The organism is Streptomyces sp. NPDC039465 (genome assembly GCF_055639315.1).
The window spans coordinates 26,671-52,183 of sequence record NZ_JBVKAP010000018.1; the positions used below are offsets into that span (position 1 = coordinate 26,671).

General features: G+C 69.6%; 24 protein-coding genes and 2 pseudogenes. 10 read left to right on the plus strand and 16 right to left on the minus strand.

What is annotated here, in order from left to right; translation table 11 throughout:
• Window positions 1–11 precede the first annotated feature (11 nt).
• Window positions 12–1,004 (plus strand): GlxA family transcriptional regulator, encoded by a 993-nt coding sequence (locus tag ACZ7LT_RS33840; protein WP_471239929.1) that lies wholly within the window; start codon window positions 12–14, stop codon window positions 1,002–1,004.
• Between the two features lie 235 nt (window positions 1,005–1,239).
• On the opposite strand, the gene ACZ7LT_RS33845 is transcribed toward ACZ7LT_RS33840, so the two are convergent.
• The 4 genes and pseudogenes from ACZ7LT_RS33845 to ACZ7LT_RS33860 all read right to left on the minus strand — a co-directional run bounded on the left by ACZ7LT_RS33845 (window position 1,240) and on the right by ACZ7LT_RS33860 (window position 5,633).
• Window positions 1,240–1,923, minus strand: a complete 684-nt coding sequence (locus ACZ7LT_RS33845) for a zinc-binding dehydrogenase (RefSeq protein ID WP_471239948.1) — start codon at window positions 1,921–1,923, stop codon at window positions 1,240–1,242.
• A 594-nt stretch (window positions 1,924–2,517) separates the two neighbouring features.
• Window positions 2,518–2,658: pseudogene (locus ACZ7LT_RS33850) on the minus strand (MerR family DNA-binding transcriptional regulator); the annotation flags it as partial.
• A gap of 208 nt (window positions 2,659–2,866) precedes the next feature.
• Window positions 2,867–3,352 carry a DUF2975 domain-containing protein gene (locus ACZ7LT_RS33855; RefSeq protein ID WP_471239949.1) on the minus strand — a complete coding sequence of 162 codons (486 nt, stop codon included), beginning with the start codon at window positions 3,350–3,352 and terminating at the stop codon, window positions 2,867–2,869.
• A gap of 232 nt (window positions 3,353–3,584) precedes the next feature.
• Entirely contained in the window at window positions 3,585–5,633 is a 2,049-nt protein-coding gene (locus ACZ7LT_RS33860) for a fibronectin type III domain-containing protein (RefSeq protein ID WP_471239950.1), read from the minus strand.
• Window positions 5,634–6,250: 617 nt separating this feature from the next.
• On the opposite strand from ACZ7LT_RS33860, the gene ACZ7LT_RS33865 reads away from it, so the two are divergent.
• Window positions 6,251–6,397: a hypothetical protein gene (locus ACZ7LT_RS33865; RefSeq protein ID WP_471239930.1), complete on the plus strand. Its 147-nt coding sequence runs from the start codon at window positions 6,251–6,253 to the stop codon at window positions 6,395–6,397.
• A gap of 393 nt (window positions 6,398–6,790) precedes the next feature.
• Here the strand turns inward: ACZ7LT_RS33865 and ACZ7LT_RS33870 are convergent, their stop codons facing one another.
• The 3 genes from ACZ7LT_RS33870 to ACZ7LT_RS33880 all read right to left on the minus strand — a co-directional run bounded on the left by ACZ7LT_RS33870 (window position 6,791) and on the right by ACZ7LT_RS33880 (window position 9,389).
• A complete protein-coding gene (locus ACZ7LT_RS33870; protein ID WP_471239931.1) occupies window positions 6,791–6,952 on the minus strand; it encodes a hypothetical protein in 162 nt (53 codons plus the stop codon).
• A gap of 547 nt (window positions 6,953–7,499) precedes the next feature.
• Window positions 7,500–8,321 carry a hypothetical protein gene (locus ACZ7LT_RS33875; RefSeq protein ID WP_471239932.1) on the minus strand — a complete coding sequence of 274 codons (822 nt, stop codon included), beginning with the start codon at window positions 8,319–8,321 and terminating at the stop codon, window positions 7,500–7,502.
• Window positions 8,322–8,699: 378 nt separating this feature from the next.
• Complete coding sequence (locus ACZ7LT_RS33880; RefSeq protein WP_471239933.1) at window positions 8,700–9,389, minus strand: hypothetical protein; 690 nt, start codon at window positions 9,387–9,389, stop codon at window positions 8,700–8,702.
• 304 nt (window positions 9,390–9,693) lie between these two features.
• On the opposite strand from ACZ7LT_RS33880, the gene thpR reads away from it, so the two are divergent.
• Complete coding sequence (thpR, locus tag ACZ7LT_RS33885; RefSeq protein WP_471239934.1) at window positions 9,694–10,278, plus strand: RNA 2',3'-cyclic phosphodiesterase; 585 nt, start codon at window positions 9,694–9,696, stop codon at window positions 10,276–10,278.
• Between the two features lie 512 nt (window positions 10,279–10,790).
• Here the strand turns inward: thpR and ACZ7LT_RS33890 are convergent.
• Window positions 10,791–11,120, minus strand: coding sequence for a winged helix-turn-helix transcriptional regulator (locus ACZ7LT_RS33890; protein WP_471239951.1), 330 nt, complete (start codon window positions 11,118–11,120; stop codon window positions 10,791–10,793).
• Between the two features lie 182 nt (window positions 11,121–11,302).
• Here ACZ7LT_RS33890 and ACZ7LT_RS33895 point away from each other — a divergent pair, with 182 nt between their 5' ends.
• The 3 genes from ACZ7LT_RS33895 (at window position 11,303) to ACZ7LT_RS33905 (ending at window position 14,310) form a co-directional block, all read left to right on the plus strand.
• The gene (locus ACZ7LT_RS33895) at window positions 11,303–12,193 is read left to right on the plus strand and encodes an NAD(P)-dependent oxidoreductase (protein WP_471239935.1); all 891 of its coding nucleotides are present in this window, start codon (window positions 11,303–11,305) and stop codon (window positions 12,191–12,193) included.
• Window positions 12,194–12,289: 96 nt separating this feature from the next.
• Complete coding sequence (locus ACZ7LT_RS33900) at window positions 12,290–13,318, plus strand: aminoglycoside phosphotransferase family protein (protein ID WP_471239936.1); 1,029 nt, start codon at window positions 12,290–12,292, stop codon at window positions 13,316–13,318.
• Window positions 13,319–13,548: 230 nt separating this feature from the next.
• Entirely contained in the window at window positions 13,549–14,310 is a 762-nt protein-coding gene (locus tag ACZ7LT_RS33905) for a metallophosphoesterase family protein (RefSeq protein ID WP_471239937.1), read from the plus strand.
• Window positions 14,311–14,385: 75 nt separating this feature from the next.
• Here the strand turns inward: ACZ7LT_RS33905 and ACZ7LT_RS33910 are convergent, their stop codons facing one another.
• Window positions 14,386–15,039 carry a TetR/AcrR family transcriptional regulator gene (locus ACZ7LT_RS33910; protein ID WP_471239938.1) on the minus strand — a complete coding sequence of 218 codons (654 nt, stop codon included), beginning with the start codon at window positions 15,037–15,039 and terminating at the stop codon, window positions 14,386–14,388.
• On the opposite strand from ACZ7LT_RS33910, the pseudogene ACZ7LT_RS33915 reads away from it, so the two are divergent.
• Both ACZ7LT_RS33915 and ACZ7LT_RS33920 read left to right on the plus strand, forming a co-directional pair.
• Window positions 15,038–15,678 (plus strand): annotated as a pseudogene (locus ACZ7LT_RS33915) (SRPBCC family protein). The gene ACZ7LT_RS33910 and the pseudogene ACZ7LT_RS33915 overlap by 2 nt on opposite strands.
• 127 nt (window positions 15,679–15,805) lie before the next feature.
• A complete protein-coding gene (locus ACZ7LT_RS33920) occupies window positions 15,806–16,846 on the plus strand; it encodes a vWA domain-containing protein (RefSeq protein WP_471239939.1) in 1,041 nt (346 codons plus the stop codon).
• A 145-nt stretch (window positions 16,847–16,991) separates the two neighbouring features.
• Here the strand turns inward: ACZ7LT_RS33920 and ACZ7LT_RS33925 are convergent, their stop codons facing one another.
• The 6 genes from ACZ7LT_RS33925 to ACZ7LT_RS33950 form a co-directional block, all read right to left on the minus strand.
• Window positions 16,992–17,915: a VOC family protein gene (locus ACZ7LT_RS33925; RefSeq protein WP_471239940.1), complete on the minus strand. Its 924-nt coding sequence runs from the start codon at window positions 17,913–17,915 to the stop codon at window positions 16,992–16,994.
• Window positions 17,916–18,000: 85 nt separating this feature from the next.
• Window positions 18,001–18,348: a hypothetical protein gene (locus tag ACZ7LT_RS33930; RefSeq protein WP_471239952.1), complete on the minus strand. Its 348-nt coding sequence runs from the start codon at window positions 18,346–18,348 to the stop codon at window positions 18,001–18,003.
• A 59-nt stretch (window positions 18,349–18,407) separates the two neighbouring features.
• Window positions 18,408–19,007, minus strand: coding sequence for an RNA polymerase sigma factor (locus tag ACZ7LT_RS33935; RefSeq protein ID WP_471239941.1), 600 nt, complete (start codon window positions 19,005–19,007; stop codon window positions 18,408–18,410).
• Between the two features lie 253 nt (window positions 19,008–19,260).
• A complete protein-coding gene (locus tag ACZ7LT_RS33940; protein ID WP_471239942.1) occupies window positions 19,261–20,181 on the minus strand; it encodes an RNA polymerase sigma-70 factor in 921 nt (306 codons plus the stop codon).
• On the minus strand, window positions 20,178–21,395 hold the full coding sequence (locus ACZ7LT_RS33945; RefSeq protein ID WP_471239943.1) for an NAD(P)/FAD-dependent oxidoreductase: 1,218 nt from the start codon (window positions 21,393–21,395) through the stop codon (window positions 20,178–20,180). The genes ACZ7LT_RS33940 and ACZ7LT_RS33945 overlap by 4 nt, the downstream gene beginning before the upstream one ends.
• Before the next feature lie 152 nt (window positions 21,396–21,547).
• On the minus strand, window positions 21,548–22,597 hold the full coding sequence (locus tag ACZ7LT_RS33950; protein ID WP_471239944.1) for a YihY/virulence factor BrkB family protein: 1,050 nt from the start codon (window positions 22,595–22,597) through the stop codon (window positions 21,548–21,550).
• Window positions 22,598–22,829: 232 nt separating this feature from the next.
• Between ACZ7LT_RS33950 and ACZ7LT_RS33955 the strand changes: the two genes are divergently transcribed.
• Window positions 22,830–23,135, plus strand: a complete 306-nt coding sequence (locus tag ACZ7LT_RS33955; protein ID WP_471239945.1) for a hypothetical protein — start codon at window positions 22,830–22,832, stop codon at window positions 23,133–23,135.
• A 321-nt stretch (window positions 23,136–23,456) separates the two neighbouring features.
• Window positions 23,457–24,503: a S66 family peptidase gene (locus ACZ7LT_RS33960; RefSeq protein WP_471239946.1), complete on the plus strand. Its 1,047-nt coding sequence runs from the start codon at window positions 23,457–23,459 to the stop codon at window positions 24,501–24,503.
• Between the two features lie 16 nt (window positions 24,504–24,519).
• On the opposite strand, the gene ACZ7LT_RS33965 is transcribed toward ACZ7LT_RS33960, so the two are convergent.
• On the minus strand, window positions 24,520–25,275 hold the full coding sequence (locus tag ACZ7LT_RS33965) for a GbsR/MarR family transcriptional regulator (RefSeq protein WP_471239947.1): 756 nt from the start codon (window positions 25,273–25,275) through the stop codon (window positions 24,520–24,522).
• Between the last annotated feature and the right edge of the window lie 238 nt (window positions 25,276–25,513).

The following is a 25,513-nucleotide window of genomic DNA, read 5'->3' on the forward strand; positions in this document are numbered from 1 at the left end:
AGGAATTGCGCATGGCGAAAGAATCCTCGCACGCACCGGGCTCGATGGGCGTACCCCGGGTCGTCGTGATCGTCGACGAGAACTCGAACCCTTTCGAGCTCGGCTGCGCGACCGAGGTCTTCGGTCTGCGAAGGCCGGAGATCGGCCGGGATCTCTACGACTTCACGCTCTGTTCCCCTGAGCCCTGCACTCTGATGCGGGACGGATTCTTCACGCTCACGGGAGTCGCCGGTCTGGAAGCGGCCGACACGGCGGACATCTTGATCGTCCCCAACCGCCCCGATGTCGAGGTGCCCCGCCGCCCCGCCGTACTCGACGCCGTCCGGCGGGCGCACGCACGCGGCGCGCGCCTGGTGGGCTTCTGCAGCGGCGCCTTCACGCTGGCCGAAGCCGGGGTCCTTGACGGGCGCCGGGCTACCGCGCACTGGCAGTGGGCAGATTCCTTCCGGGCCCGCTTCCCTTCTGTCCACCTTGAATCGGACGTGCTGTTCGTGGACGACGGTGACATTCTCACCGCTGCGGGGAGCGCGGCCGCGCTCGATCTCGGGCTGCATGTGGTCCGCCGCGACTACGGTGCGGAGGTCGCCAACGCTGTGAGCCGGCGTCTGGTCTTCGCGGCGCACCGTGACGGAGGCCAGCGGCAGTTCGTGGAGCGGCCGATACCCGATGTGCCTGACGAGTCCTTGGCACCTGTCTTGGCCTGGGCCCAGGAACGGTTGGACTCCCCCCTGACGGTCTCTGACCTTGCGGCGCGCGCGGCGGTCAGTGCGGCGACGCTGCATCGGCGTTTCCGGGCTCAACTGGGAACGACGCCGCTGACGTGGCTCACGGGGGAACGCCTTGCCTTGGCATGCCGGTTGATCGAGCGAGGTGAGTCCCGCATGGAGATGGTCGCGCGGCGCAGCGGGCTTGGCACCGCTGCCAATTTGCGCACGCTGATGCGCCGCGAGACGGGCATCACTCCTTCGGCATACAGGCGCCGGTTCGGGCCGCAGATGCATTGAGGGCGGGGCCTTCTGTGCGGCGCGGCACGGCAGTGTGCTCAGTGCCGGATGTCACCCGGCGCCAGGAAGCTGGCGAGCGACGGGGGGCTTTGCCCCGTGACGTGCTGGGGTCGGCTCGCAGTACATACCCGTGCGTCGGACGGGCAGGCGCGTTGAACGCGTCCATCGAGGCCGGGAGGCCTGGACGTTCGGGCTTCTGCTGGCCGGTGGCGGGGCGGTGAGCCACGGGCGGGTTTCAGCGCCACGGATCGAGGGCGTGCTTGCCGTGGGTCCGGCCCGCCTCGAGTTGTCGCAGCACTGCCGACCCTTCGGCCAGGGGATGGATCTCTGGAGTGCCGGGTGGGTACGCGCTCTGGGCGATGAGTGCTTCGGTCTCGGCGAGCAACGATCGGTAGACGGAAGGGGCTGCGGCGGCCAGCGCGCCGATGTGGAGGCCCTTGACCTGTACCTGGTGGACGAATACCAGGTCGTGCGTGGTCAAGCCGGCGTCGCTGGAAGCGGCGCCGAGCACGACGACGCGTCCGGTGAAGGGTTTGGTGACCGACAGGCTGGCCTCGAACGTGGCTCGCCCCACCGATTCCAGGACCAGGTCCACCCCGCCCGTCAGACGGGTGATCTCCTCGGCGAGATCAGGGCGCCGGCTGTCCAGGACCTCGTCGGCGCCGAGGGCTCTGACGGTGTCGTGTTTGGCCGGGGACGCCGTGGCGATCACGCGTGCACCGTAGTGGCGGGCGAGACGGACAGCGTCCTGCCCCGCGCCTCCGGCCGCGGCGTGAACGAGCACGACGTCAACCGACTGGATCCCGCCCAGCGGCTTCAGCGCCGCCAGGGCGGTCGCCCTGTTCAGCACCAGGCCGAGAGCTTCGGCGTCGCTCCAGCCGGAAGGCGCAGGAAGTACACCCGCGGCCGGCATGGTCATGTATTGCGCGAAGGCGCCCGGGCCGACTCCCACGACGTGGGTGCCGAGCGGGAGCGGGTCCTCGACCTCGGGGCTCGCACCCGCGATCTCGCGGGCGGCTTCGAAGCCCGCGGCGTAGGGTGCCTGCGGCCTCCCCCGTACGTTCCGTAGGTCTGCATCACATCCGCGAAGTTGACCCCGGCGGCGCCCACGCGGATCAGATACTCGCCGGGCCCTGGGGCGGGGAGTGGGTGAACTGTCGTCAGGGTCAGATCCTTTGGCCCTCGGCGCGACTGCTGGACCAGTGCCCGTACCGTCTGCCCAGCGGTGTGCTGCTCGTCGTTGATCTCCATGCGCCGAACGTAAAGGCGTGACACTAACGTCAGGGTCGAGTGACGTCACAGGTGCGGCGGGCTTCTCGCAGGTAGGTGTCGAGTGCCGCCTGCTGACCACTGAGAACGGCGATGTGTGCGGCCAGCCGATCGCGGTAGCTCTGCGCCTGGTGCGGAACTCCGCGCTCACCTCGTCCGGGCCGGCGTCAGAGCCGTCAGTGAGTCGGGGCAGGACTTCCCCGATCAACCGCACGGGCAAGCCGGACTCCGGCAGAGAGCGGATGGCCAGCATCCGGTCGATGGTCGACCGGCAATAGTCGCGGAACCCATTGCTGCAACGGCCAGGGACGATCAAGCCCTCATCCTCATAGTGCCGCAACGATCTCGCACTCACGCCGCTGACTCTGGAGTCTTCCGTATGCATCACTGCAGACGAGGCCAAGTCCCTACCCGTGCTGTGCCCCTGCCTGAAGCGAGTGATCTTTCGATCGCGACGGTCGACCGCAGTCCGCAGGACGTGGGCTTCGGATCTACGTGCACACCCTGCACTTCCAGGCCCAGGGGAATTACGTGAACCTACCCCTGGGGAAATACGCGATCGTCCACGGCATCGATGTCGACGGCGATCGGCATCAGATCACCTCGTCCAACTCGGCCTGCATCTGCGTCGCTTCGACATCGCGCGCGACGGCCTGGGCGAGCAGCATCCGCAGCAGGAGCACGATGAGCGCGACGCCCAGGATGGCCACGCCGACTCCGCCCATGATGACGGTGACGCCCGGGTCCTCCCGCTGGCCCGGCGCGTTGAGGGCCGTGACCGCGAACCACACGAGGGCAGCCGCCACGATCGCGCCGATCACGCCGTCCACGTACCGGAAGGCGGCGTGGGAGAACACGGTTCCGCGTCGCACCATCGCCACCAACTGCCACACGCAGACCAGGGCAACCTGGGCGGACACCATGCCCAGGATCGTGATCACGCGCAGCGGGGTCAGCGGGAGCGACCCGTCCTCCGGGTCGGTGGCCAACGCCCACACCATCAAGGCCTGAACGAACAAGGTGCCGGCGAACACCACTACCAGCACGGCGCGCAGCGCACCCACTGCCAGTTTTCCCATAACCCAGCCTTCCATCGACTTACGATGGGAATCTATCGAGTTTCGATAGACCGGACAAGGGTTGAAACGGAGGGTGGGCGACGGTTTCGCACCGTGGCCGGATGCCGCCGCCCCCTGCCAGGAGCTTTCGGCTGGTCCGCCGGCCACCGGTTCCCCGGTGTGGAAACGGCCGCCTCCGGCAGGAGGCGGCCGCTTGGGTACTGCGTTCGGACCTTGGGGTGTCCCAGGTCCCTCAGACGCGGTCCTGGACGACGGTGTACCACGGGTAGACGCCCGCGACGCTGCCGTCGGCCCGCAGGGCCTCCAGCGTGTAGAAGTACGTGTCGCCCCTGGTCGCGGTGGTGTCGATGAAGCTGCGCGTCTGCGCGGGCAGCTGGCCGCCGGGCAGGGGCTCGTACGCCTCGGTCGCCGGGTTCCACCGGTTGATCCGGTAACCCGCGACCGTTCCGCACAGCGTGGTGTTGTCGCACTTCCAGTTGAACGAGGGCGAGGAGCTGGTCAGCGTGTCATGAGCCACGGTGCCGAACTCCCAGTCCCGCACGGCCGGCACGGACGGGCGGACGTCGAGTTCGGTGGCCTCGACGAGGGTGACCTTCGGATCGCTCGGGCGCAGCGCGTTGCCCCAGCGGTCCTTCGCGACGACCGCGTACACGTACGACTCGCCGTCCGGCAGGTCGCCGCAGAGGACCGCGAGCGGGTCGGCCGTGCCCTCCCGGCAGTCGGAGGAGATCCACCTGACCGTGCCGTCGTCCTGTCGGACGCCGGTCCACACCCCGTAGCCCGCGATGTCGTCCTCGGTCGAGGCGGCCCAGCTCACCAGCACGCCGTCCTTGCGCGGGGTGGCCTTCACGCCGGTGACCGGGCCCGGCGCGACACTGTCAGCGGTGCGGACCGTGACCGGGCCGGACAGCTCGGACTCGTTGCCGGCCGCGTCGACCGCGGTGACCGCGTACGTGTAGTACGCGCCCTGGCCCATGCCGGTGTCCGTGCACACGCCTTCCATCGGGTCGGAGCCCTGAACGTAGTAGTACGTGCAGGTCACGCGCGTGAGCTGGGTCCGGTCGAGCGTGGCGCCCGGCGAGCGGTAGACACGGAAATGCCCGCCGTTGTCGTGGTCCTGGAAGAACTCGCCCGGCATGTTCCAGTAGATGCTCGTGCCGTCCCCACGGGTGTCCGCGGTGATGTGGGTCGGGGCCTCGGGAGGGGTCCGGTCGATGCCGTCGCCGATCGCCGTGGCGGAGAACTCGCCCGCGTTGCCCGCCTCGTCGAACGCGCGGACCTGGTAGTACCGGTTCCTGTTCACCGGAGCGCCGCGGTCCTCGTACATCGCCCCGCTGGTGCTGCCCAGCAGCGTGAACGGCCCGGTGGCCGTGTCGGCCGCGTGGACCTCGTAACGGGCGGCGTCGGCGACGTCCTGCCAGCGCAGGGTGGTGATGTACGAGTCGCCCTGGACGGTGATCCCCGTCGGGGCCGCCGGACCCGTGCGGTCGACGGTCGCGGCGGTCACCTCGAGGCTGCCGTCGGACTCGCGGCCGGCCTTGTCGACGGCGCGGACCTCGTACAGGAAGGTCTGGCCGGTCGCGGGCGGCGCGTCGACGAAGGACGGGGAGGTCAGCAGCGAGCTGCCGCTGACGTTCGCCCACTGGGTGGTGCTCAGCCGGCGGTACACGCGGTACCCGGCGAGGTCCATCTCCTTGTTGGCCGTCCAGCGCAGGGTGGTCGTGGCGGTGTCGCGGTCGTACGCGGCGGTGAGGCCGGTGGGCTGCAGCGGCTTGACCGTGTCGACGCTCGCCTCGGTGCGCGGGGCGTACGTGAACCCGGCATAGGCGTAGCCGGTCCAGGCGACGTAGTCCACGCGGATCGTGTGGCGGCCGGCCGGGATGTTCAGGTCGAGGGTCTTGCGGGCGGTCGTGGAGACGTTCTTCCACAGGTCGATCTTGCGTACGCCGTCGACGTAGACGCGCATGCCGTCCTGGGTGGCCGCGGAGAGCCGGAACGGGCCGCCGGAGCCGAAATCCCGGGTGAGGGACCAGCGGATCGAGAAGTTGTCGCTCGGCAGCGTGACGCCGGCCGGGTCGCCGGAGCCCATGTTCTCGGCGATGGCCGAGTCGCAGGCGGTCAGCTTCGGGGTGCCGCTGAACGAGGGGTTGGCGAAGTACTGCGCCGTCCAGACCGGAGAGGTACAGGTCACGGCCGCGGAGGCCGGGGCGGCGGTGATCAGGCCGCCGGCGGCGGCGAGGGCGGCCGTCGCGGCCAGCGTGCTCAGCCGGGTACGAGTCATCACGGAGAAAGGGGCCCCTTCCGGACCGAGGCGGATCACGTGAAACGTCAGACGCCTGTGTGACTCGTGAGGCGGGGGCAGGGTTGCCCCGCCCCCGCACGCTTTTTCGGGAGGACGTCCGGATTTTCGGGCAACGTCCCGGCCGCTCACCCGTAGCGGGCTCGACGAGGGTCCAGCGCGGCAGCTCGTGCCGGCAGGCGGCGCGGCGGCCAGGCGACCGTAGGTGCACAGCGCGGTGACCATCGCGAACGACGTGGCCGCCATGGGCGCCGACTTCACCGAGGTGATTCTCACCAAAGACACCGAGGACGTCGCCGACATCCTGAAGGAGCTGGAGGCCGCCGGCGCGTGCCAGGGCCGCGCGCGGCCGGGAGCACTTGTCCCTCCTCTTCTTCGGCGTCGCGAACTTCGCTCGGCAACTGGCGCTTGGGGTACGGGTGATGGCGCCCCGGTCCGTCGAGGTTTGGGGTGCGGTGACCAGGCTGCCCTCCGCGGGGGCGCGTGGAGTTCGGGGAGGTGGGGGCGAAGTGTCAGGCCCTGGCCGGGGGTTGGTCCACCAGCGGGGCGCCGCCATCCTCCCTGGGTGTGATTTAAGGACATGAGGCCCGTGTCCGGGTGTGCGGACACCGCACTGCACCAGTTTGCGGCTGGGCTCCCTCGCTCTGGAGGAATTCCGTCTGATCATCGAGGAGCGCCTGGCCATCGATCTGGAAGAGGTGCAGATCACCTCGCGGGACACCGTCGCCCACCTCGTGAACTGGTGAACGCGAGGGCGGCCTCGTGAGTCCGCCTCCCCGGGCGACTGCGTCACCCACCAGATCCGTCACCAGCGGGTGCGCGCGGCCGTCAGCCACTCGTTCGGCTTCGGCGGACACAACGCCGTGCTGGTCTTCACCGCCCCGTAAAGGCCATGCGACACGACCCCGCGCCCATGATCGCCACGGCAGCCCGGGCGCCCGCACACGTCACCGCCATGACGGCGGTACGGCACGCGCGCTGGTCCCGGTGAGTCGGGGCGCGGCCATGACCCAGAAGCCGGCCGTCGGCTGATGCTGAGGTATGCGAGTCAAGGTGCCCCGGGCGGGGCACCTTGACTCTGTCCTCACCCGGCCTGGCCAAGAGGCGGCGGACCGTGTAGGGCGTCGGTCGTGGAGTTCTTACCTGTACTCGCTTTTGCACTGCGCGCACATCGCGTACGCCGCGGAGGTGCCTGCGATGGTCTCGCCGCAGATGCAGCAGGTTCCGCGCTTCGCCACGTCCCTGACGATCTCCGGCTCGGTGGCTGTGTCCTTCGCCCCCATCTGATCGCTCTCGCTCATGGTCCTCTCCTGCCCTCGGACAATGACCGGCATTGAGCACCCGATCGGGCGTAACTCTTCCAGGGTGGATCGACACCGCGCTCCTGTCTCGCTAACCCCCTCTGAGCAGGCACGGAAGCGCTCCCCCGAGGCGTCTGGCAGGGCAAGAGCCCCGCGTCGAGCGGCTTGCGAACGACACCGAGCTGAGGCACCGGAGCGTGGATGGCCAGCCATGTCAAAGCCGCGCCACCCCGGCACCGACCAGCTCACAGGCGCCTCGCTCAACGGTTCAACTACATGCCGGGGGCGTCTTCGCCCCCTTCCGGCGGTGTCCGGCTGTGACTCTCCGTCGCCAGCTGCTGTCCGACGCGCGCAGGGTGGCGGACGCGCGACACCACGCGCGCGGGTATTCCGGAGGGCGCGGGGTCTTTTTCTCCGGGCGGATGTCCTACGCGTGGCTACGTAGGCGAGAGCGGAGAGCGTTTGTAGTCGGCGTGGAGAGCACCGGTCTGTCGCGGATGCCTCAATGGTTGGCGAGTTCTGAAAGCCGTTGGGCGTGCCGGGGCGGCTAGGGCAGTTGTTTGCCGAGGATCGTCATGACGGCCAGCCAGATCACGCCCGCGGTCCCACCGAGCCCGAGGAGGAAGAAGCAGGGCCCCAGGACAATTTCAAAGAGCCGCGGGGACGAATCCTGGAGTACGACCACGTTCGACAGGTCCCGCGTGTCGTAGGCGACTTGGACGGACGGGGCAATGCTCGGGTAGGAGACGACACGGGTGGTGCCGCTGCTGTCCGTGTACTGGTACGTCCTCGGGGCGTCCGCCTGCACCGCGGCAACGGTCACACCGTGCCTGCGCAGGCGAGTCTCGTGGAACCACGACCCCAGACACATCGCGCCGAGCCACAAGGGCCAGGCAGCCATGACGCCGAACGTCACGATGAACACCGCGCCGGCTATGGCGGTGCGCTCGTGCCCCGCGATTGCGGTGGTCACTGCCAGGGCGAGGGTCCCGCCCAGATAACCGAGCATGACCCGTCTGAGTCTGCGCCGGTAGGTCTGGAGCCAGGTCTTGGTGAGGGTTCGCAGGTCGACGAGGGCGTCGCCGTCGACGTCCTCGACCGGTCGCGGCAGCAGGGCGTTCACGGCGTCGGCGAAGGCGACAGCCGCGGCCGCGCTCACATCCTCGATCCGGTGGACGGACGGCGTCCCCCCGGCAAGGGCCCGCAGCTCGACGGTGACGCTCCGGGCCTCGGCGTGGACACGGGCGATGGCTCTGAGGGGGATCGTCAACTTCTCGTCGGGGCGTTCCAGGGCCAGTCCGTCCTGCTCCGAGCTCAGGACGGTGCTGCCGCGTCCCCGCAGGACGGGTATGGAGGTTGTGATCGACATGGGCGTCAGCGTAGGGCCACGGTTGCCCGGGAGAGGCGCGGTGCAGGCCCGGCGTGACCTCGCGCGGCGCGGCCGCCAGTCCCAGCTCCTCGCACACCTGCGTGGTCATCGTGAGGGTGTGGAGCCGTTCCGGCGGCCACGATCTGCTGGGGGGGGAGGCGGCGGGTGTCCAGCGCGTACCAGGCGCGTCCGGGCGCTGCCCCGGTTGGCGGTCAGGAAGGCAGCGGGGATCAGAACGCCGGCCCGGGAACGGAGTCTCAAGTCCCCCGGACACGTGCAGCTCAGTACATCGGGCTGGTCGACGAGCCGGCGGGGGCGCGTCCGGTTTCCATGACGTTGCGGAAGGATCCGGTCGATGTCGATGCCATGCGGCACTGTCTAGGCCGCGGGCCCCAGGTCGTTGACGCGTTGTGGGTCTTGACCGGAAAGGCGGCCGAGTCGCTCGGCGAGGGCATCGATGTGCTGCGGCTGAGCCAGGACGGACATCGCCGCTTCTTGTCTGCGATGGAGTGCGGCGACGTCCTTACGCAACCCGCGAAGGCGCACGCGCATCCGCAACCGCGTCTGCCATGGGTGCCACAGCGCCCGGAGCAGGTGTTGGGCTGCCGCCTGCCGGTATTCCTCACACCGCGTCATGAGTTCGTCGAGCGACTCACCCAGGACACCGCCCAGGCGGAGATCGATCACTCTGATGACCTCGCATTGCAAGGCACGTTCCTCGCTGCCTCCGGCGAAGTCCAAGACCCTGCGGGGTATGCCCGCCGAGAGCGCAGCCACCACAAGATCGGAGATCGCTTCCCGCTGGGCGTGCTCGGCGTCACGGCCGTCCTCCAGGACCGCCGCGACGCCAAAACGCGCCGTGGCAAGCAGTCGTGGCCCGGCCAAGTGCCGCGACGGACTCTCCCTCCGGCTCGGCACGATGTCGCATACCCCCTCGCGCACCGCTGCGACGCGCAGGAGCTGTTGCATGACCGCCGCTCGCAGCTGCCGGCGTTCCTGGTTCATGGAGAGGTAGTTGGTCACCGCGGCACCGACGACACCGCCGGCCGTGGTATATGCCAAGTCCATCCATCCAGGCATGGAAGCCGCCTCACTGTGCCGGGAGCAAGCACATCGCTTCGCACCAAAACGGTCCGAGCGTAGGCGGGCTGCTGAGCCCGGGACAAGACCGAGATCATGTCGTACGTGTGGGTCGGCGCACGGGCGCGGGCCGCCGAGGGCCGGGCCGGCGCGCGGGGCATCCGTCGCGACAGCCCCGGACCGGTGGTTGGGGATGCGGCCGGGGGCGGCCGGGGGCTGCCGCTCCCCCGCCGTTGGGCGGCAGCGCACCGCGCACAGCAGTAGCCGGCGGCGGTGGTGTACGAAGTCTTTCGTGAACGAACAGATCCAGGCCGCGACCGTCCGCGTCTTCATAGCCCTTGCTCCGCCCGACGACGCCAAGGAGGAGCTGGCGCAGGCGCTGCGGCCCGCCTATGACGCCTACCCGCGCATGCGGTGGAACCGCATCGAGGACTGGCACATCACGCTGGCGTTCCTCGGTGAGCTGCCGCAGCCGGCTGTTTCGCGGCTGATGCCGCCGCTCGCGGAACTCGCGGCGAGGCGTCAGCCCCTGCAACTGGCCTTGCACGGCAGCGGGCACTTCGACGAGCGTGTGCTGTGGAGCGGGATCGGCGGAGATCTCGAAGGGCTGCGGCTGCTCGCTGGGGAGGTACGGGCGCTGGTGAAGGAACACGGTGTCACCTTCGCGGACCGGCCGCTGAACCCTCACCTGACACTCGCCCGGTCCCGCCGTGACGATACGTCCAGCGTGGTGGAGGCCGCTGCGGGGCTCTCCGCGTTCGCCGGCCGCACATGGCAGGCCGAGCGTCTGCACCTGGTCGGCAGCAACTACGGCCGCGGGCCCGGGCCGATTCACTACCGCGACATAGAGGCCTGGCCCTTCGGCGGCGCGAGATGAACCACACCCCTGGGGGCGGTGGCGAGACATAGGGGGTTCCTCGCCGCGGCCCTCCTGGGGTTGATGACGCGTGGTGTGGCGGGATGGCCTCGACGACCTCCCGGATACGTCCCGCGGGACCCCGCCCATCGGGCCGGGCGCTCACTCGAGTTGCCGGCGGCCACCTGTGTGGCACATCTGGAGCAGAGCATGACGGAGAACCCCCCACGGGTGCTGATCACTGAGACCCAGGTAGACGGAGGGCGCCCCTCCCCCAGGGCACCACGCGGCCTGGCACCGTCCGAAGATCCCAAGACCGACCGCGCGGCTGCCGAGCCCGTCTACCAGGGAAGGCAATGCTCGTCGTGGGGCGAGTTCACCCGGTGTGCGGGACGGCGAGTCGGCGTCGGGGGGGCGCTCACGCAGACGCTCGCTGCCGCGGGCTCAAGGGCTGACCCGTGGTGATGTGGCCGTCGTGAGCCCACAGGGCGATTCGCGTGGAGCTGCCCTCCGGTGGGTCCGGTGTGGCCGGCTCACGGGAGGGTCTCGAGGCGTTCCATGTGTTCCTCGCCCCACTGGCCGAGTGGGGTGAGTGCGGCGACGAGCGAGTGGCCGAACTCGGTCAGTGAGTACTCCACCTTCGGTGGAACCTGTTGATGGACTTCGCGGTGCACCAGGCCGCTGGCCTCCAGTTCCCGCAGTTGCAGGGTCAGCATCCGCTCGCTGATGCCGTCCACGGTCCGGCGCAACTCGCCAAAGCGCAGCGGCCCTTCGTCGAGCCAGAACAGGATCAGTCCCTTCCATTTCCCTCCCATGACGTCGATGGCAGCGTCCAGCCCGCAGGTGTAGCTCCGGCTCTTCACCAGCACTCCCCTAACAAAAATGTGGGTACCTGACAAAATTGTAGGTACTTGCCGAAGCGTTGGTGTCCTCGCAGGATGGAGCAGGCATCGCACCGAGATCGCAACAACTCCGCGCGAAAGCCCGCTTATTGGCCCCCTTTCGGGCTCCAGGTACATACATCGCTGTCAGGCAGGAGCAACGTATGAACAGGCACCAGCGCACGCCCGTGACCGTCGTCGGGCTGGGCTCCATGGGCAGCGCCCTGGCCCGGGCATTCATCGACGCGGGACACCCGACCACCGTCTGGAACCGGACCTCGTCGAAGGCCATGCCGCTCGTTGCCAAGGGTGCTGTGTACGCGCCTACGATCGACGAGGCGGTCGCGGCGAGTGGGCTGGTCATCGCCTGCCTGACCACGTACGAGAGCACCATGGAGGCCTTGGAGCCGGCTGCTGCCGTACTCACGGGGCGTGCTCTTGTGACCCTCAACAGCGGTTCACCGGCCGGGGCTCGTCAGATGGCCGCATGGGCGCTCGGGCACGGCGCACGCCACCTCGATGGGGCCGTCAAGAACGTGCCGTCCGCCGTGGGCGCCGAGGACACCCTGCTGTACTACAGCGGCGATCGCAGCGTCTTCGACGAGTTCGTCTCGACGCTGCGGGTGCTGGGTGGCGAGACGGTCTATCTCGACGCTGATGCGGACCTCGCCGCCCTGTACGAGATGGCGGTGGGCGGCACCCTGCTGCCCGCGCTCGTCGGCTTCTTCCAGGGCGCGGCCGCTCTGCGGGCCCGTGGCCTCACGGCCGCCTCGATGGTTCCTTTCAGCATCAAGTGGTTCGAGATGATCAACTCGATCCTGCCGGTCTTCGCCGAGGAGATCGACCGCGGCGACTACAGCAAGCCCGCGTCATCGGTGAACATGTTTCTGGCCGGAGCCCCCCATGACGAGGAACTCGGCAAGGAAGCGAACCTCGACACGCAGTGGCAACACCCCTTCCACGACCTGCTCAAGCGAGCGGCCGAAGCCGGCCACGGCGACCACAGCATCTCGGCCCTGACGGAAGTCCTCTCCCTGAAGGCCACTTCTGGCTGAGGGAGTTCTGTTCTCGCTGTTGCGGCGGCGTGAAGCAGGACGGCCAGGTGTGCGCAGTGGCAGCAGGGGCGTTCGATCGCGTGGAAGGCTGAGCCCATGGGGTGGCGACTGCCGTTCGGGGACGCGTTACGGGCCGAGCTGGGATCACCCAGACGCTCTCGCAGACTGGGCAGCAGTCCTCGCTCGCGCGTGTGGCGCGTCGAGTTGCCGGAGGCGACGGCGGTGGTGAAGCAGATCGTCGGCGGTCCTGATGCCGAAGAGCGATACGCCCGTGAGGTTGCCGCCCTGCGGCTCGCCGCCCGAGCGGACACTCCCGTGGTGCCCGCGGTGCTGGCGACCGATCCCGGCGAGCGGGTCCTGGTGCTGGAGCATCTGGATCACCGGCGCCCGGCCGGCGACTGGATCGTCGACTACGCAGGCGCGTTGGCTCGGCTGCATGCCACCGCCCGGCCGCAGGACGTCGGGGTACTTCCCCGGTGGCAGGGCCCGAACCGGGCCGATGTCGGCTCTTTCCTGCGGCTGGCCGCGGCTCTGGAGGTTCCTGTCACCCCTGGCGTGTCCGGCGAACTCAATGACCTCGTGACCCGGCTCGACCAGGCATCCGGGCATGCCCTTCTCCACGGTGATCCCTGTCCCGGTAATGATCTGCACACCGCGGCAGGGGTGAGATTCATCGACTTCGAGCAGGCGTCACTGGGCAGCGGCTTGATGGAACTCGCCTATCTGCGCATCGGTTTTCCGACCTGCTGGTGTGTCACTTCGGCCTCGGAGCCGCTGCTGGAACGGGCGGAGAGCGCGTACCGCGAGGAGTGGCGCACGGTGACCGGCTCCGGACCCCACGGTGACCTCACCGACGCGTGCGCCGGCTGGCTGCTGCGCGGCGATGCGCTGGTGGAGCGGGCACGCCGTGAAAGCACCGATCACCTGGCCCGGATCCCGCACCGGGACTGGACGTGGGGCACCGCGACAGCCCGGCAACGACTCGTCCACCGGCTCGGTGTCGTCAGCCAGATGGCGGCCGACCACACCTCGCTCGGCGGCATGAGCAGCCTCTGCACCGCGATGCACCAACGCATGCTCGCTCGCTGGCCCGGGCTTCGGCCCATCCCGACGAAGCGACCATAGAGACCGGCCGCCGCTCCCGGAATCGTCGACGAGCTCCTGAGATGCCGATCTGTCTCGTGCCCGCCCAGCGACTGGGTTGCTTCGCTCCGTGCCACCAAGTCCTCGCAGCCGTGCAGCAGCGAACCCGGAACGTCGGCGGTCCGCCCCCGCGCCGCAGCTAGGCAGCTATGCAGCTACGCGTGCAGCGAACGGCCCGATGTTCAGCCAGACGTCATTCCACAGTGGTGACCATGCTGAGTCAGGTAGCCGTCCTCTCCGACATCCACGGAGTCCTGCCCGCCCTGGAAGCGGTGCTCGACGAGCCAGACGTGCGCGCCGCGGACCGTATCGTGCTCACCGGTGACATCACCGCCGGCCCGCAACCGGCCCAGGTCCTGGACTTGCTGGCCGGGCTCGGCGACCGCGTCCTCTGGATCAGCGGGAACGCCGACCGCGAACTCCTCGAATACCGCCGCGGCCGGCGCGACACCATCCCCGACCCCATCGGGCCCTGGGCCGCCGAGCAGCTACGCGAAGATCACCTCGACCTGCTCGCCCGCCTGCCACGGTCACTCACCCTGCCCCTGGGGGAATGGGGGAAGGTCCTGTTCTGCCATGCCACCCCTCGGGACGATGAGGAAGTGGTCCTCGTCGACTCAAGCCTCGAGCGCTGGCAGGACGTGTTCGGAGACCTCGACGCCGACATCCGTACCGTCGTCCTCGGACACACCCACATGCCCTTCGTCCGCCTCGTCCACGGCCGGCTCGTCCTCAACCCCGGCAGCGTCGGCATGCCCTACGGGCGGACCGGAGCCCACTGGGCGCTCCTTGGCCCCGGGATCGAACTGCGAACCACGAACGTCGACATCGAGGCCGCCATCAGCCAAGTGACCCAGGACTCCTCCTACCCAGAGATCTCGGAGTGGGCGGACTACTTCCTGCGAGCCCGCGCGACGGATGCGGACGCCCTCGCTGCTTTCGGTCCCCGGGACGGGCGCGGCAGCACCCCGTAACGACTGACCTCTGGTGCCGAGTGCGTTCTTCGGTTGACGCGGCGGGGGTTGGAGTGTGCCGGGAGGCGGGTGGCCTCAGGCTCGGGGCGTCAGGAGGTCGTCGAGTTCGGCCGCGAAGAGCAGGGCGGGGTCGAGGTCCATGCCCGTGAAGTGGCCGGCGAGTTCCAGTGACAGGACGCCGTGCAGGCGGGTCCAGAAGGTCAGGAACCGGTGGAGGGCCTCCGGCGGGGCGGGGTGGCCGGCCGCCCAGTCCCGGTGGTCCTTCAGATAGGTGGCGAAGGGTGTCGCGGCGCTGTCCGGGGTGAGGGCCGTGCACGCGTCGAGCAGGGTCGTCATGATCTCGGAGGAGATGGCGGTGGTGTCCGGGGGCGCGTGGTATCCGGGGACGGGGGTGCCGTAGGCGAGGAAGTAGCGCTGAGGGTCCGCCAGGGCCCAGCCGCGCAGGGCGTGGGCCAGCCCGGCCAGGTCGGCGCCGGTGTCGGAGGCCGCGCGGAGGGTGTCGGCGAGGCTTCGGTACGCCTCCCGGACGAGTTCGGTGATCAGGTCGTCGCGGCTGGCGAAGTAGCGGTAGAGCGCCGGTCCGCTCATGCCCATCTGCTTGGCGATGGCGTTGAGGGAGAGCGCGGAGGCGCCCGCGGTGGCGATCTGTTCCCAGGCGCGTTGCGTGATCTCCGCCCTTACCTGGGTGCGGTAGCGCTCCCGTGGGGTGTTCGCGCCTGTGGTCGCCATGTCCGCCACCGTCCCCAGCACCGGCGTCCGCGCCGCCCTCGTCACCGGCCCGATCGTCCTTGGCCTCCTCGGCAGTGCTGCCGCACCCGCCGGGGCCGCCGGCCCCCACACCGCCAGCTCCGTCACCTGCCGGGGTAAGGGCGTCGACCCCGACGCCCTCGTCCGCCACCGGACCGAGATCACGATCAACGCCCCGCTGCACACCATCTGGAGGCTGCAGACCGACGTGGAGCGCCGGCCGTCCTGGCAGAGCCCGGTCGAGAGTGCGGAACGCCTCGACCACGGCCGCTTCCGCAAGGGTTCGGCATTCCGGTGGACGATGCCGGTACCCCCAACCCCTCAACTCCCGCCACCAGCCTGGAGATCACCTCGACCGTCCGGCAGCTCAAGCACCACGCGTGCATCCGCTGGACCGGCCCGGCGATCGGCGAAGGGCTGCACATCGACGGCGTCCACGTGTGGAACTTCACCAAGGTCAAGGGCGGTGTCCGCGTGAGTACGGAGGAAACCCACACCGGAGCCCAGGTCGAGGCGGACGTCCCCACCGCGACCACGCTCCTGCGGGAGGGCCTCGAAGCATGGCTGCGCGACTTGAAGTCCGCCGCCGAAACCCGCGCCGCCCACGACCGGACGCACTGACCCACGAACCCGGCCCGCGCCCGCCCGGGCCCTTCGGCCGTCCGCGTCGGTCAGCGATCCAAGATCGATTGTCAGTGGTGGGTGAGAGGATCGAAGCATCAAGTCGGAAGAAAAAGGGGGAGCCGTCATGTCCGGAATCCAGAACTACATCAACCACGTTGCTCTTGTGCTGGATGCCAGTTCGTCCATGTCGAACCTGAGCCGCAAGGTCGTCGAAGTCGCCGACCAGCAGATTGCCTATCTGGCCCGCCGGTCCAAGGAATTGGACCAGGAAACCCGCGTCACGGTGTACGTCTTCGCGGACAAGGTGGAGTGCGTCATTTACGACAAGGACGTGCTGCGGATGCCGTCCCTGAAGCAGCTGTACCGGGTCGGGGGAATGACGGCGCTGCTGGCGGCCACGCTCAAGTCGCAGCGGGAGCTGGCGCAGACGGCTCAGCTGTACGGCGACCACAGCTTCCTGACGTTCGTACTGACCGACGGCCAGGAGAACGCAAGTCACCGCTGCCCGGATGCCCCTGCCCGGGACCAGCGTCAACTGGTTGAGGCTGTGGCCAAGATGATCGAGACGCAGGAGGACAACTGGACGCTGGCCGTCCTTGTGCCGGACCAGATGGGCAAGCGCGAGGCCATGCAGTACGGCTTCCCGAAGGACAACATCGCCATCTGGGACGCCACGAGCACGCAAGGTCTGGAGGAGGCCGGGCAGGTCATCCAGGAGGCCACCGAGAAATTCATGGTGGGCCGCACGAAGGGCATCCGGGGGTCGCGGGCGGTGTTCTCCACGGGTGCGGAGGCGGTCAACAAGGACACCATCAAGGCGGCCGGTCTCACGCCGGTGAATCCGTCGGAGTACCAGCTGATAGCGGTTTCTCGTGACGCGGCGATCCGGGACTGGGTCATTGAATGCGGGCACGAATACCGTACCGGTGGTGCGTTCTATCAGCTGAGCAAGTCGGAGAAGGTCCAGGCGCGGAAGCAGATCGCGGTGCTGGAGAAGAAGACGGACCGGGTGTACGCCGGGCCGGAGGCCCGAGCCCTGCTCGGCCTGCCGGACGCGGAAGTCCGCGTCAAGCCGGACCACAACGACGACTTCACGATCTTCGTCCAGAGCACCAGCGTGAACCGCAAGCTGGTGCCGAACACGCGGCTCCTGCTGATGAACTGACGCCTTGGAACCCCGTCGGGACAGCATGAGGGCGGGAAGGCACCGCGCGGCCGCACCCCCGTGGCGGCCGCGCGGTGCCCTGCCCTCGCGTGGTGACCGAGGCGGTACGCATCGGCCGGGAAACCGCCGACGGCCCTCACCCCTGTCAGGCCTCCCGGAAGATCAGAGCCGCGCCGAGGGCCGCTTCGGCCGGAACGAAAGGCTCCCCTCGGGCCGTCTCGCGTACGGGCAATCCGTTGTCCGCAAGCAGCGCGCGTACGCGGGCGATGTCGGGGACGGTGACGGTGCAGGCGATCAGCGCCGGGAGCGCGGGCGGATCCTCACCTGGCAGCAGAGCAGGGAGGTCGGCAGGGGTCAGGAGGGTGATTGGGCCCTCGGCGGAGAGCGGCCGGCCCAGATACCGCTCGTACCGCTCGCGGACCGGGGGAAGTTGTCCGTCGGGTACGCACAGCACCGCCTCGACGAGGTCCTGGGCGCCGTTGGGGTGGTCGAGGTGTCGGGTGTGCTGGAATTCCGGGTCCAGGTCGGCGACGACGCCGACCCGGCCTTCCGGCGCTCCGTCGATCTCCAGGTAGCGGACGGGTTCCGTGCGTACGCCGTTGGGGGTCTCGACCGGCCGGCCGACGGTGTTCACCCCGTCGTGGCCGACACCGGCAGCGGTGAGCCGGTCTGCCGCGCCGTCGATGTCCGGCGAGGAGAACATCAGGATGTGCAGCCCTTCGAAGCGATCGCACCATCCCCCGAGTTGGGCGCTGGTCGCCTCGATCCGCGACAGGAGCAGGGGAAGCTTCTCCGGTGGTGCCTGGAGCGGGACGATCCGCGCGTCGGGTGGCAGGCCCGCCGTGTTCCCGGGCTTCACCGGTGTCACCAACTCGACGAAGCCGCGGGAGAGGTCGGCATGGGTGTTCGCGGCCCCGAAAGGCTCCGGCGCGGCGCCCTCGCGGGGTGCCAGCGCCGGCACGGTGGGCGGCGGCACGTAAAAGCCCAACCGCCGGTAGAGCGCCATGGCCTTGGCCAGGTCACTGACGACGTGGCCGACGTGGTGTAAGCGTGTGATGCCGTGAGTCATGACGTCACCGTAGATCCGCACTCAGGAAGCATGCGGACCGGACCACGGTTCGGTGGCGCCATGCGCGGGACAGGCCGTGGCCTGGTCACCGGGAAGCGGCCGGGGCGTTGATGTCGGCTGTCGGCTCGCCTACGGTCTTCGCCGCCGGGTGCGCCTTGGTGAGGGTGCAGACGCCGTCCACACACTGGCGCTCCAGACGGCCGCGGGAGATGGTCTGCGCCAGGCCGACCATCCAGCAGGTGGGGCAGCCACGGAAGGCGATCAGGGCCAACGGGGCCGCCAGCAGGGTGGCCGGGCCGGCGACGGGTACCAGGGCGATCGAGCCGATGATCAGCCCGAAGCCGATGGCGCCGCGCGCCAGGTGGCGCGGGACGGAGCTGCTGGCGAAGTTCGTCCCGGGCGCCGCGGAGGGTGCGGCGGCCCGCCCCTTCACGCCCTGCGCGGTGTTCACGGTGCTCGCGGTGCTCGCGGTGCTCGCGGTGTTCGCGGTGTTCACGGGCGTGAGCCCCCTCCGGCTGGCTGGTCGATGACTTGATCGGGTACGTGGTCGGGCGCTGCCAGTGAGTCGCGCAGTGCCGCGCGTGCTCTGTGCAGCCGTGATTTCATCGCGGCGGTGCTCAGACCGAGCGAATGGGCGACGGTCTTGCCGGGCAGGCCCTGTACGTCCCGCATGATCAGGACCTGCCGCTGGTCACGGGGAAGGGCGCTGACCGCGGCCGCGATCCGCTCCGCCTCCAGCCGGTGCAGCACCGCGTCCTCGGCGGACGGTTCCGCGGACGCCTCCGGTTCGGCCTGCGCCTCGTCGCTGCGGGAGACGAGGAGCCGTACCTGCCGGAGGCATTCGTTGCGCACGATCCGGAACATCCATGAGGCGAGCGCGCCGGTGGCCCGCAAGGTGCCGATCTTCCGGTAGAGGATGATCAGCGCCTCCTGTGCCGCGTCCTCCGCGTCCTGCGGTGAGGCGCACAGCGACAGGGCGAACTTGCGCACATGAGGCTGCGATTCCATGACGACGGTGGTGAGTGAGGTGACGTCGCCGTCCTGAGCGGCCTTGATCAGCCGCTCGTCCGGCCAGGGGAAGCGTGGGTTCATCTGCTCCTCGTTTCCGGAAGGTGCCCGCGCGGGGCAGCGCTGGTCAGCGTCGGCTCTTGTAGCGCCGCATCAGGTGCCAGCTGCACGCGCCCACGAGCAGGGCTGCGACGACGACGAGGCTGGTGACCCACATTGGTGTTTCCTCCCGGTTCCGCCGGCCCGTTCGGCCGGTACACGGACAAGAGGCGGGGCAGCCCGGAAAGGATTCACCTCCGGCCGGAGAAACGTCCTTGAACGCGCGCGGTGACGGCGCTCACCGCGTCCCGATGTCGTACGCGGTGCCGTCGGCGACGGCCTGGAGTTTGTCGGGGTTGGCGACGTTGTGGATGGCGGTGATACGGCCGTCGGCGTCGAAGTCGAAGGTGACGGTGGCGATCACGCGTCCCGGCCCGCTGAACACCATGCCCGGCCCGCCGTTGATCTCGAGGAGTTCGGCCTTCATGTCGGCGGGTTCGATGCCCTGGTAGGTGACGGTGCCGATGGCCGCGAACCAGGCGGCCACCGTGGCCGCGCCGACCACCGGGCGCAGGGCCTGGCGGACCTTGCCGCCGCCGTCGGTCCACAAGGTGACGTCCGGGGAGAGCAGTTCCATCAGGGCATTGACGTCTCCGCCGGTCGCGGCGGCGAAGAACCGTTCGGTGGCCTCGCGCTGCCGGGTCCGGTCGGCGGCGAAGCGCGGCCGCCGGGCCCGCACGTGCTCGCGGGCCCGGTGCGCGGCCTGCCGCACCGCGGCTTCGGAGCGTTCCACCGCCTCGGCGATCTCGGCGTGGCTGAAGTCGAAGACCTCCTTCAGCACGAACACCGCACGCTCCAGCGGGCTGAGGGTCTCCATCACCACCAGCATGGCCATCGACACCGACTCGGCGTCCGTGACGATCTCGGAGGCGTCCCCGCCGGTGAGAATGGGCTCCGGCAGCCACGGCCCCACGTACGTCTCCCGCTTGTGCCGGGTCGAGCGCAGCCGTTCCAGCGCCAGGTTGGAGACGATGCGCGTCAGGTACGCCTTGGGGTCGGCCACCTGTGAGCGGTCCGCGGCGGACCACTTGATCCAGGCGTCCTGGACCGTGTCCTCGGCGTCGGCCGCGCTGCCGAGGAAGCGGTAGGCCACGGAGAACAGCAGCCTGCGGTGCTCGTGGAAGACCTGCTGGTCGGGGTCGGCGGGCAGGCCGGTCACTTGGTGCCCCTCAGCCGGGTGAAGCGGCCCCCGCGGGGCCAGAACGCGCCCGAGGCGGGCATCTTCTTCATACGGCCGTACGTCGGCCAGGGCGAGGAGGTCACCGTCTCCTTGTACCGGACGGCCGTGCGGCCCGTCAGGCAGATTCGGCGCGGGGTGTCATCGGGCCGCGTGAACTGCACCACTGCGTCACCGCGTCCCAGGCTCACCGGTGTGTGGTAGTAGCCGAAACGGAACGGCTTGGGCTGCTTGCCGCGCAGTGCCCGGTCGATCGACAGGGCGGCGTGCACTCCGGTGGGCATGCCTCCCTGGCAGGTGCCGTGCATGACGCCGTACTCCTGGCGGATGGCGGCCGCGTCGCCGATCGCGTACACCTCGGGGTGCGAAACCGAGCGCAGCGCGGCGTCGGTGACGATGCGTCCGCGGTCATCGACGGTCAGCCCGGCGGCGGCCGCGAGGGGCGAGGTCCGCGTGCCGCTGGTCCACAGGACCGCGTCGGCGGCGATGCTCTCCCCGCCGGCCAGCTCCACCGTGCCGGGCAGCACCTTCACCACCTCGGCGCCGGTACGTACCTGAACGCCCAGCCGGTCGAGCGCGGCGTGCAGATACGCCTTGGCCTTGGGGTTCATGGCCGCCCCGGGCTCCTGCCTGCCCAGCAGCACGACGTCCAACTCCGGGTGCCGCTCGGCGATCTCCGCGGCCGACTCGATGCCGGTCAGGCCGCTGCCGGCGACCACCACCGTTCCGCTGCCGAGCCGCTCCAGCCGGCCGGCCAGCAGCTCGGCGTCCTGGGCGCTGCTCAGGGTGTACGCGTGGTCCTCGGCCCCCGGCACCGCCGAGGTGTCGGCGACGCCGCCCAGCCCGTACACCAGCGTGTCGTAAGGCAGGACCCGGTCGTCGTCGATCCGTACGGTCTTCGCCTCGGCGTCCACCGCCGTCACCCAGCCGCGCACGAACTGCGCGCCCGTGCCTTCCAGCAGCTGCGGGATGCTCAGCTCGGCGGTCCGCTGCCCGGTGGCCGTCATGTGGAGCCGCAGGCGCTCGGTGAACCGCTCCTGCGCGTTCACCACGGTCACCTGCACGCCCCCGCGCCGCTTCACCCGGGCCGCGAGCTGGACGGCCGCGGCCATGCCCGCGTATCCCGCCCCCAGGATCACCACGCGGTGCGCGGTCTCCGTGCCGGTCGCCGTGCCGGTCTTCTGCTGTGCGCTCATCGTTCCGTCCTCCTCGGCTCGCCTGCTGACACCCCCCAGATGGGAGCAGGCGGCCTGGACGTGACATGGGCCGGATGTGATGCGCGACACAGGAAAGGACCCGCGGGAAGTCCCAGGCCAAGCAGACATGGGTCAGGACAGATTCGGGGACGTCAGACGTCTCCACCGAGGCGGCGGCGGTCCTCCTCGGTCCACTTGCTGGTGTCCCGGGGTTCGACGTAGGGCTCCTCGTCCTCCGGGTGGCCGCCGGCGATGGCGCGCTGGCGGACCAGCTCGGCGTCGAACTCCAGGCCCAGGAGGATGGCCAGGTTGGTGATCCACAGCCACACCAGGAAGATGATCACTGCGGCGAGGGTGCCGTACGTCTTGTTGTACGAGGCGAAGTTCGCCACGTAGACCGCGAAGCCGGCCGAGGCGATCATCCATATCAGCAGGGCCAGGAAGCTTCCGGGCGTGACCCACTTGAAGCCGCGGCCCCTGGCGTTCGGCGCGGCCCAGTACAGGATCGCGATCATGAGTGTGACGAGCAGGACCAGGACCGGCCACTTCGCGATCGACCACACCGTCATCGCCGTGTCACCGATCCCGAGGGCGGCGCCGGTCTGGCGGGCCAGGCCGCCGGTGAAGACCACGATCAGGGCGCTGACGACGGCAAGGATCATCAGCGTGACCGTCAGGCCCAGCCGCAGGGGCAGCAGCTTCCACACCGGACGCCCCTCCGGCATGTCGTAGACGGCGTTGGAGGCACGGATGAACGCGGCGACGTAGCCGGAGGCGGACCAGATCGCGACGGCGAGGCCGACGACGGCCAGGAGTGAGCCGATGCCGGCGTTGTTCTGGAGCTGCTGGACCGCGCCTGTCACCACGTCGCGGGCCGGGCCCGGGGTCAGCTTCTCGAGGTTGTCCAGCACTTGCCGGGTCGCCGACTCGCCCGCGACCCCCAGGAGGGACACCAGCACCAGCAGGGCGGGGAAGAGAGCCAGGACCCCGTAGTAGGTCAGCCCCGCTGCCCGGTCGGCCAGCTCGTCGTCCTTGAACTCCTTCAGGGTGCCGCGCAGCACGGCCATCCATGACCGCTTGGGCAGCTCCGAGAGCTGATCGGGGGCCCGCTCCTGGACCTGCTCGTCCGGGCCCGCGCTGTCGTCCCGGCCTGCGGCAAGGGGCTCGCGGTCACCGGGCTGTGGTTTCGGTGTGCGTGTCACAGGGGGCGGGTTTCCCCTCACGGCCGTCTCATGCACCGACCGCCAGACCGGCCGCCCTCGGGCACCTGTGGCTACAGGGCGTAGCCGCGGGAGTGCTTGCCGCGCCCGGTCCGGTACGTACTCCGGGGCGGATCAGCGGGCTCGGACGCGACGTAAAATGATCATGAACGCTCTCCGGGTGTTCATGATCAACTGTACGTCCGCCCGTCAGGGCATTTCAGGGGGCAGAACCTTGAAGCACACCATGCTGCGCCGCGCCGCCGTGGCCATAGCCACCGCATCGTTCCTCGCCGGAGGGATGGCCGTCGCCGCCCCGGCCTCGGCCGCCGGCGGCAACTACAGCTGCACCAACTGGAAGACGAAGGTCAACAAGTGGACGGCGACCTGCACCGTCCGCAGCGGTCAGGCCCGCGCCGTCACCGACTGCAGCAACGGCAAGACCATCTACGGCAAGTGGGTCGGCCGCGGCACGTGGGCGTTCGGCGGTGACTGCGGCGTGTACTTCATCGTCGCCCAGGACACCCAGGGCCGTAACTAGCACCAGGGCTGGGCCTCGGCCGGCCGGCCACGCGCACGGCCGGTGACCATACCTGCCGAGGCCAGGGCCGGCGGCCTGCCGTGCCGCTGAGGGCTCCCCAGGTCATGGCCCGTTCACGGCCGGGGTACGGGGGCCGGGGGCGAGTCGCACTGCAGGGGGGCCGTCGCGGCCTGGGCGGCAGGGTAAACATGTGATGGACGCGGGGGGACCCTCAGTCGTCCGTCGGCTTCCCGAAGCTGGACATCGCAGCGAGCTGAGGGCTCGGCGGCTTGGAGGGGAAACGCAGGTGCGCAGGCGAAACCGGATTCCTATTCTCGGCGCATGACGCCACCTGTGTATCCGTCCAAGCCCGTGCCCGGTGACCGCGTCGCGGTCATCTCGCCCGCCTCCGGCCTGCCAGGGCTCCTTCCGCTCCCCTACGAGCTGGGACTCAGGCGGCTGCGTGAGGAGTTCGGCCTGGAGCCCGTGGAGTACCCGGCCACCCGGAAGATGGGCTCCACGCCCCAGCAGCGCGCCGACGACATCCATGCCGCGTTCGCCGATCCGGACATCAAGGCGGTGGTGGCCACCATCGGCGGCGACGACCAGATCACCGTCCTTCCGCTGCTGGACCGTGAGCTGATCCGCGCCAACCCCAAGCCCTTCTTCGGCACCAGCGACAACACCAATCTGCTGGTACTCCTGCGGAACCTGGGCATCGTCGGTTACCACGGGGGCAGCCTGATGACCGAGTTCGGCCGTCCGCACACCCTGCACCCCCAGAGCGCCGACTCCCTGCGCGCGGCCCTGTTCACCTCCGGCCCCTACGAACTGCGCCCCGCCGAGCGCTACCGCGACACCGACCGCGACTGGGCGGACCCGGCCACCTTCGAGGCGGAACCGGACTCGCAGCCCGCCGGCGGCTGGATCTGGCACCAGCCCGAGCGGACCGTCGAGGGCCGGGCCTGGGGCGGCAACCTGGAGATTCTCTCCTGGCTGCTGATGGCCGACCGCGAGATCGAGCATGACACCGCCGCGTACGAGGGTGACGTGCTGTTCCTGGAAACCTCGGAGGAGCTGCCGCGCGCGGAGGAGGTCTTCCGGATCCTGCGCAACATGGGCGAGCGGGGCCTGCTGGCCCGCTTCCCGGCCGTGCTGATGGGACGTGCCAAGGCCTGGTCCTTCGATCAGCCCAACGGCCCTGAGGCCAAGCAGCGTTACGTCGTCCAGCAGCGTGAGGCGGTGCTGCGGGCGCTGGCCGCCTACGCCCCGCGGACCATGGCGGTCTTCGACGTCGACCTCGGGCACACCGATCCCCAGCTGGTGATCCCCTACGGGGGCCTGGTCCGTGTCGACGGCCCGGCACGGCGCATCACCGTGACGTACTGACGGTGCAGGCGGCTGGCTATGCGCGGTCCGAAGCCGGCTCGGTGGTGGCGTCCGAGGGCGTTCGGGGTGGCGAGGAGAGGATGTCGCGGGCCTGTTCGGCGGCGCGGACGATGCTTTCGGAGACGAAGTCGAGGAAGCGGGCGATGTTCTCCAGGCGGTCGCCGGCCGGGGTGTGGGGGCCGAGGATGCCGACGCCCTGCCGTGCGGTGTCGACGAGTTGGGCGGTGGAACGGGCGCTGGCCATCATCGACTGGTACCAGACGTCGTCGTCGACGATGTAGCGCTCGCGGCGGCGTTCGTCGCGTTCCCGGCGGACAAGGCCCTGGCCTTCGAGGAAGGCGATCGCCTTGGAGATCGATGCCGGGCTGACCTGGAGGCGCTGGGCGAGTTCGGAAGCGGTGAGGGTGCCGTTGTCGGTGATGTAGAGGCAGGCCATCACGCGGGCCATCATCTTGGGCAGGCCTGAGGCCATGAGGACGGTGGTGAACGTCTCCTCGTACTCGCGCACCGCCTCCGCGTCGCGTCCGTGCTCCTGCGGGAGCGCCCCCGGCCCGCGGGGTGCGGCCTGCCTGCGGCGGTGGGCGCGGCGTTCGGTGGCGCGGTGGGCGAGGTCGGCGCGGTAGGCGGTGGGGCCGCCGTTGCGCATGACCTCGCGCGTGATGGTCGAGGTCGGGCGTTCGAGGCGTCTGGCGATCTCCGCGTAGGCGAGGCCGTCGGCCAGTCCCAGCGCGATCTGCTGGCGTTCGGGCTGGGTGAGCCTGCCTCCCGGCATCGCGGTCTCCTTCGCGCTCTGTGGTGTCCTGTCCCCACAATAGCGTTCACCCCCAATCCATTGCAACGAACGGGGTGGCGTTGTTGCGTTACGCTTCATCAACACTGCAACGATTTCAGGGACTTGACCTGCGCTTATGTCGATCATGAGCAACGAAGTCATTGCCGGACTTTCGAATGCAACGTAGCGTTTCACCTGTCAGAAAGCAGCGGGCCGACGGGGCCCGCAGCACCGATGA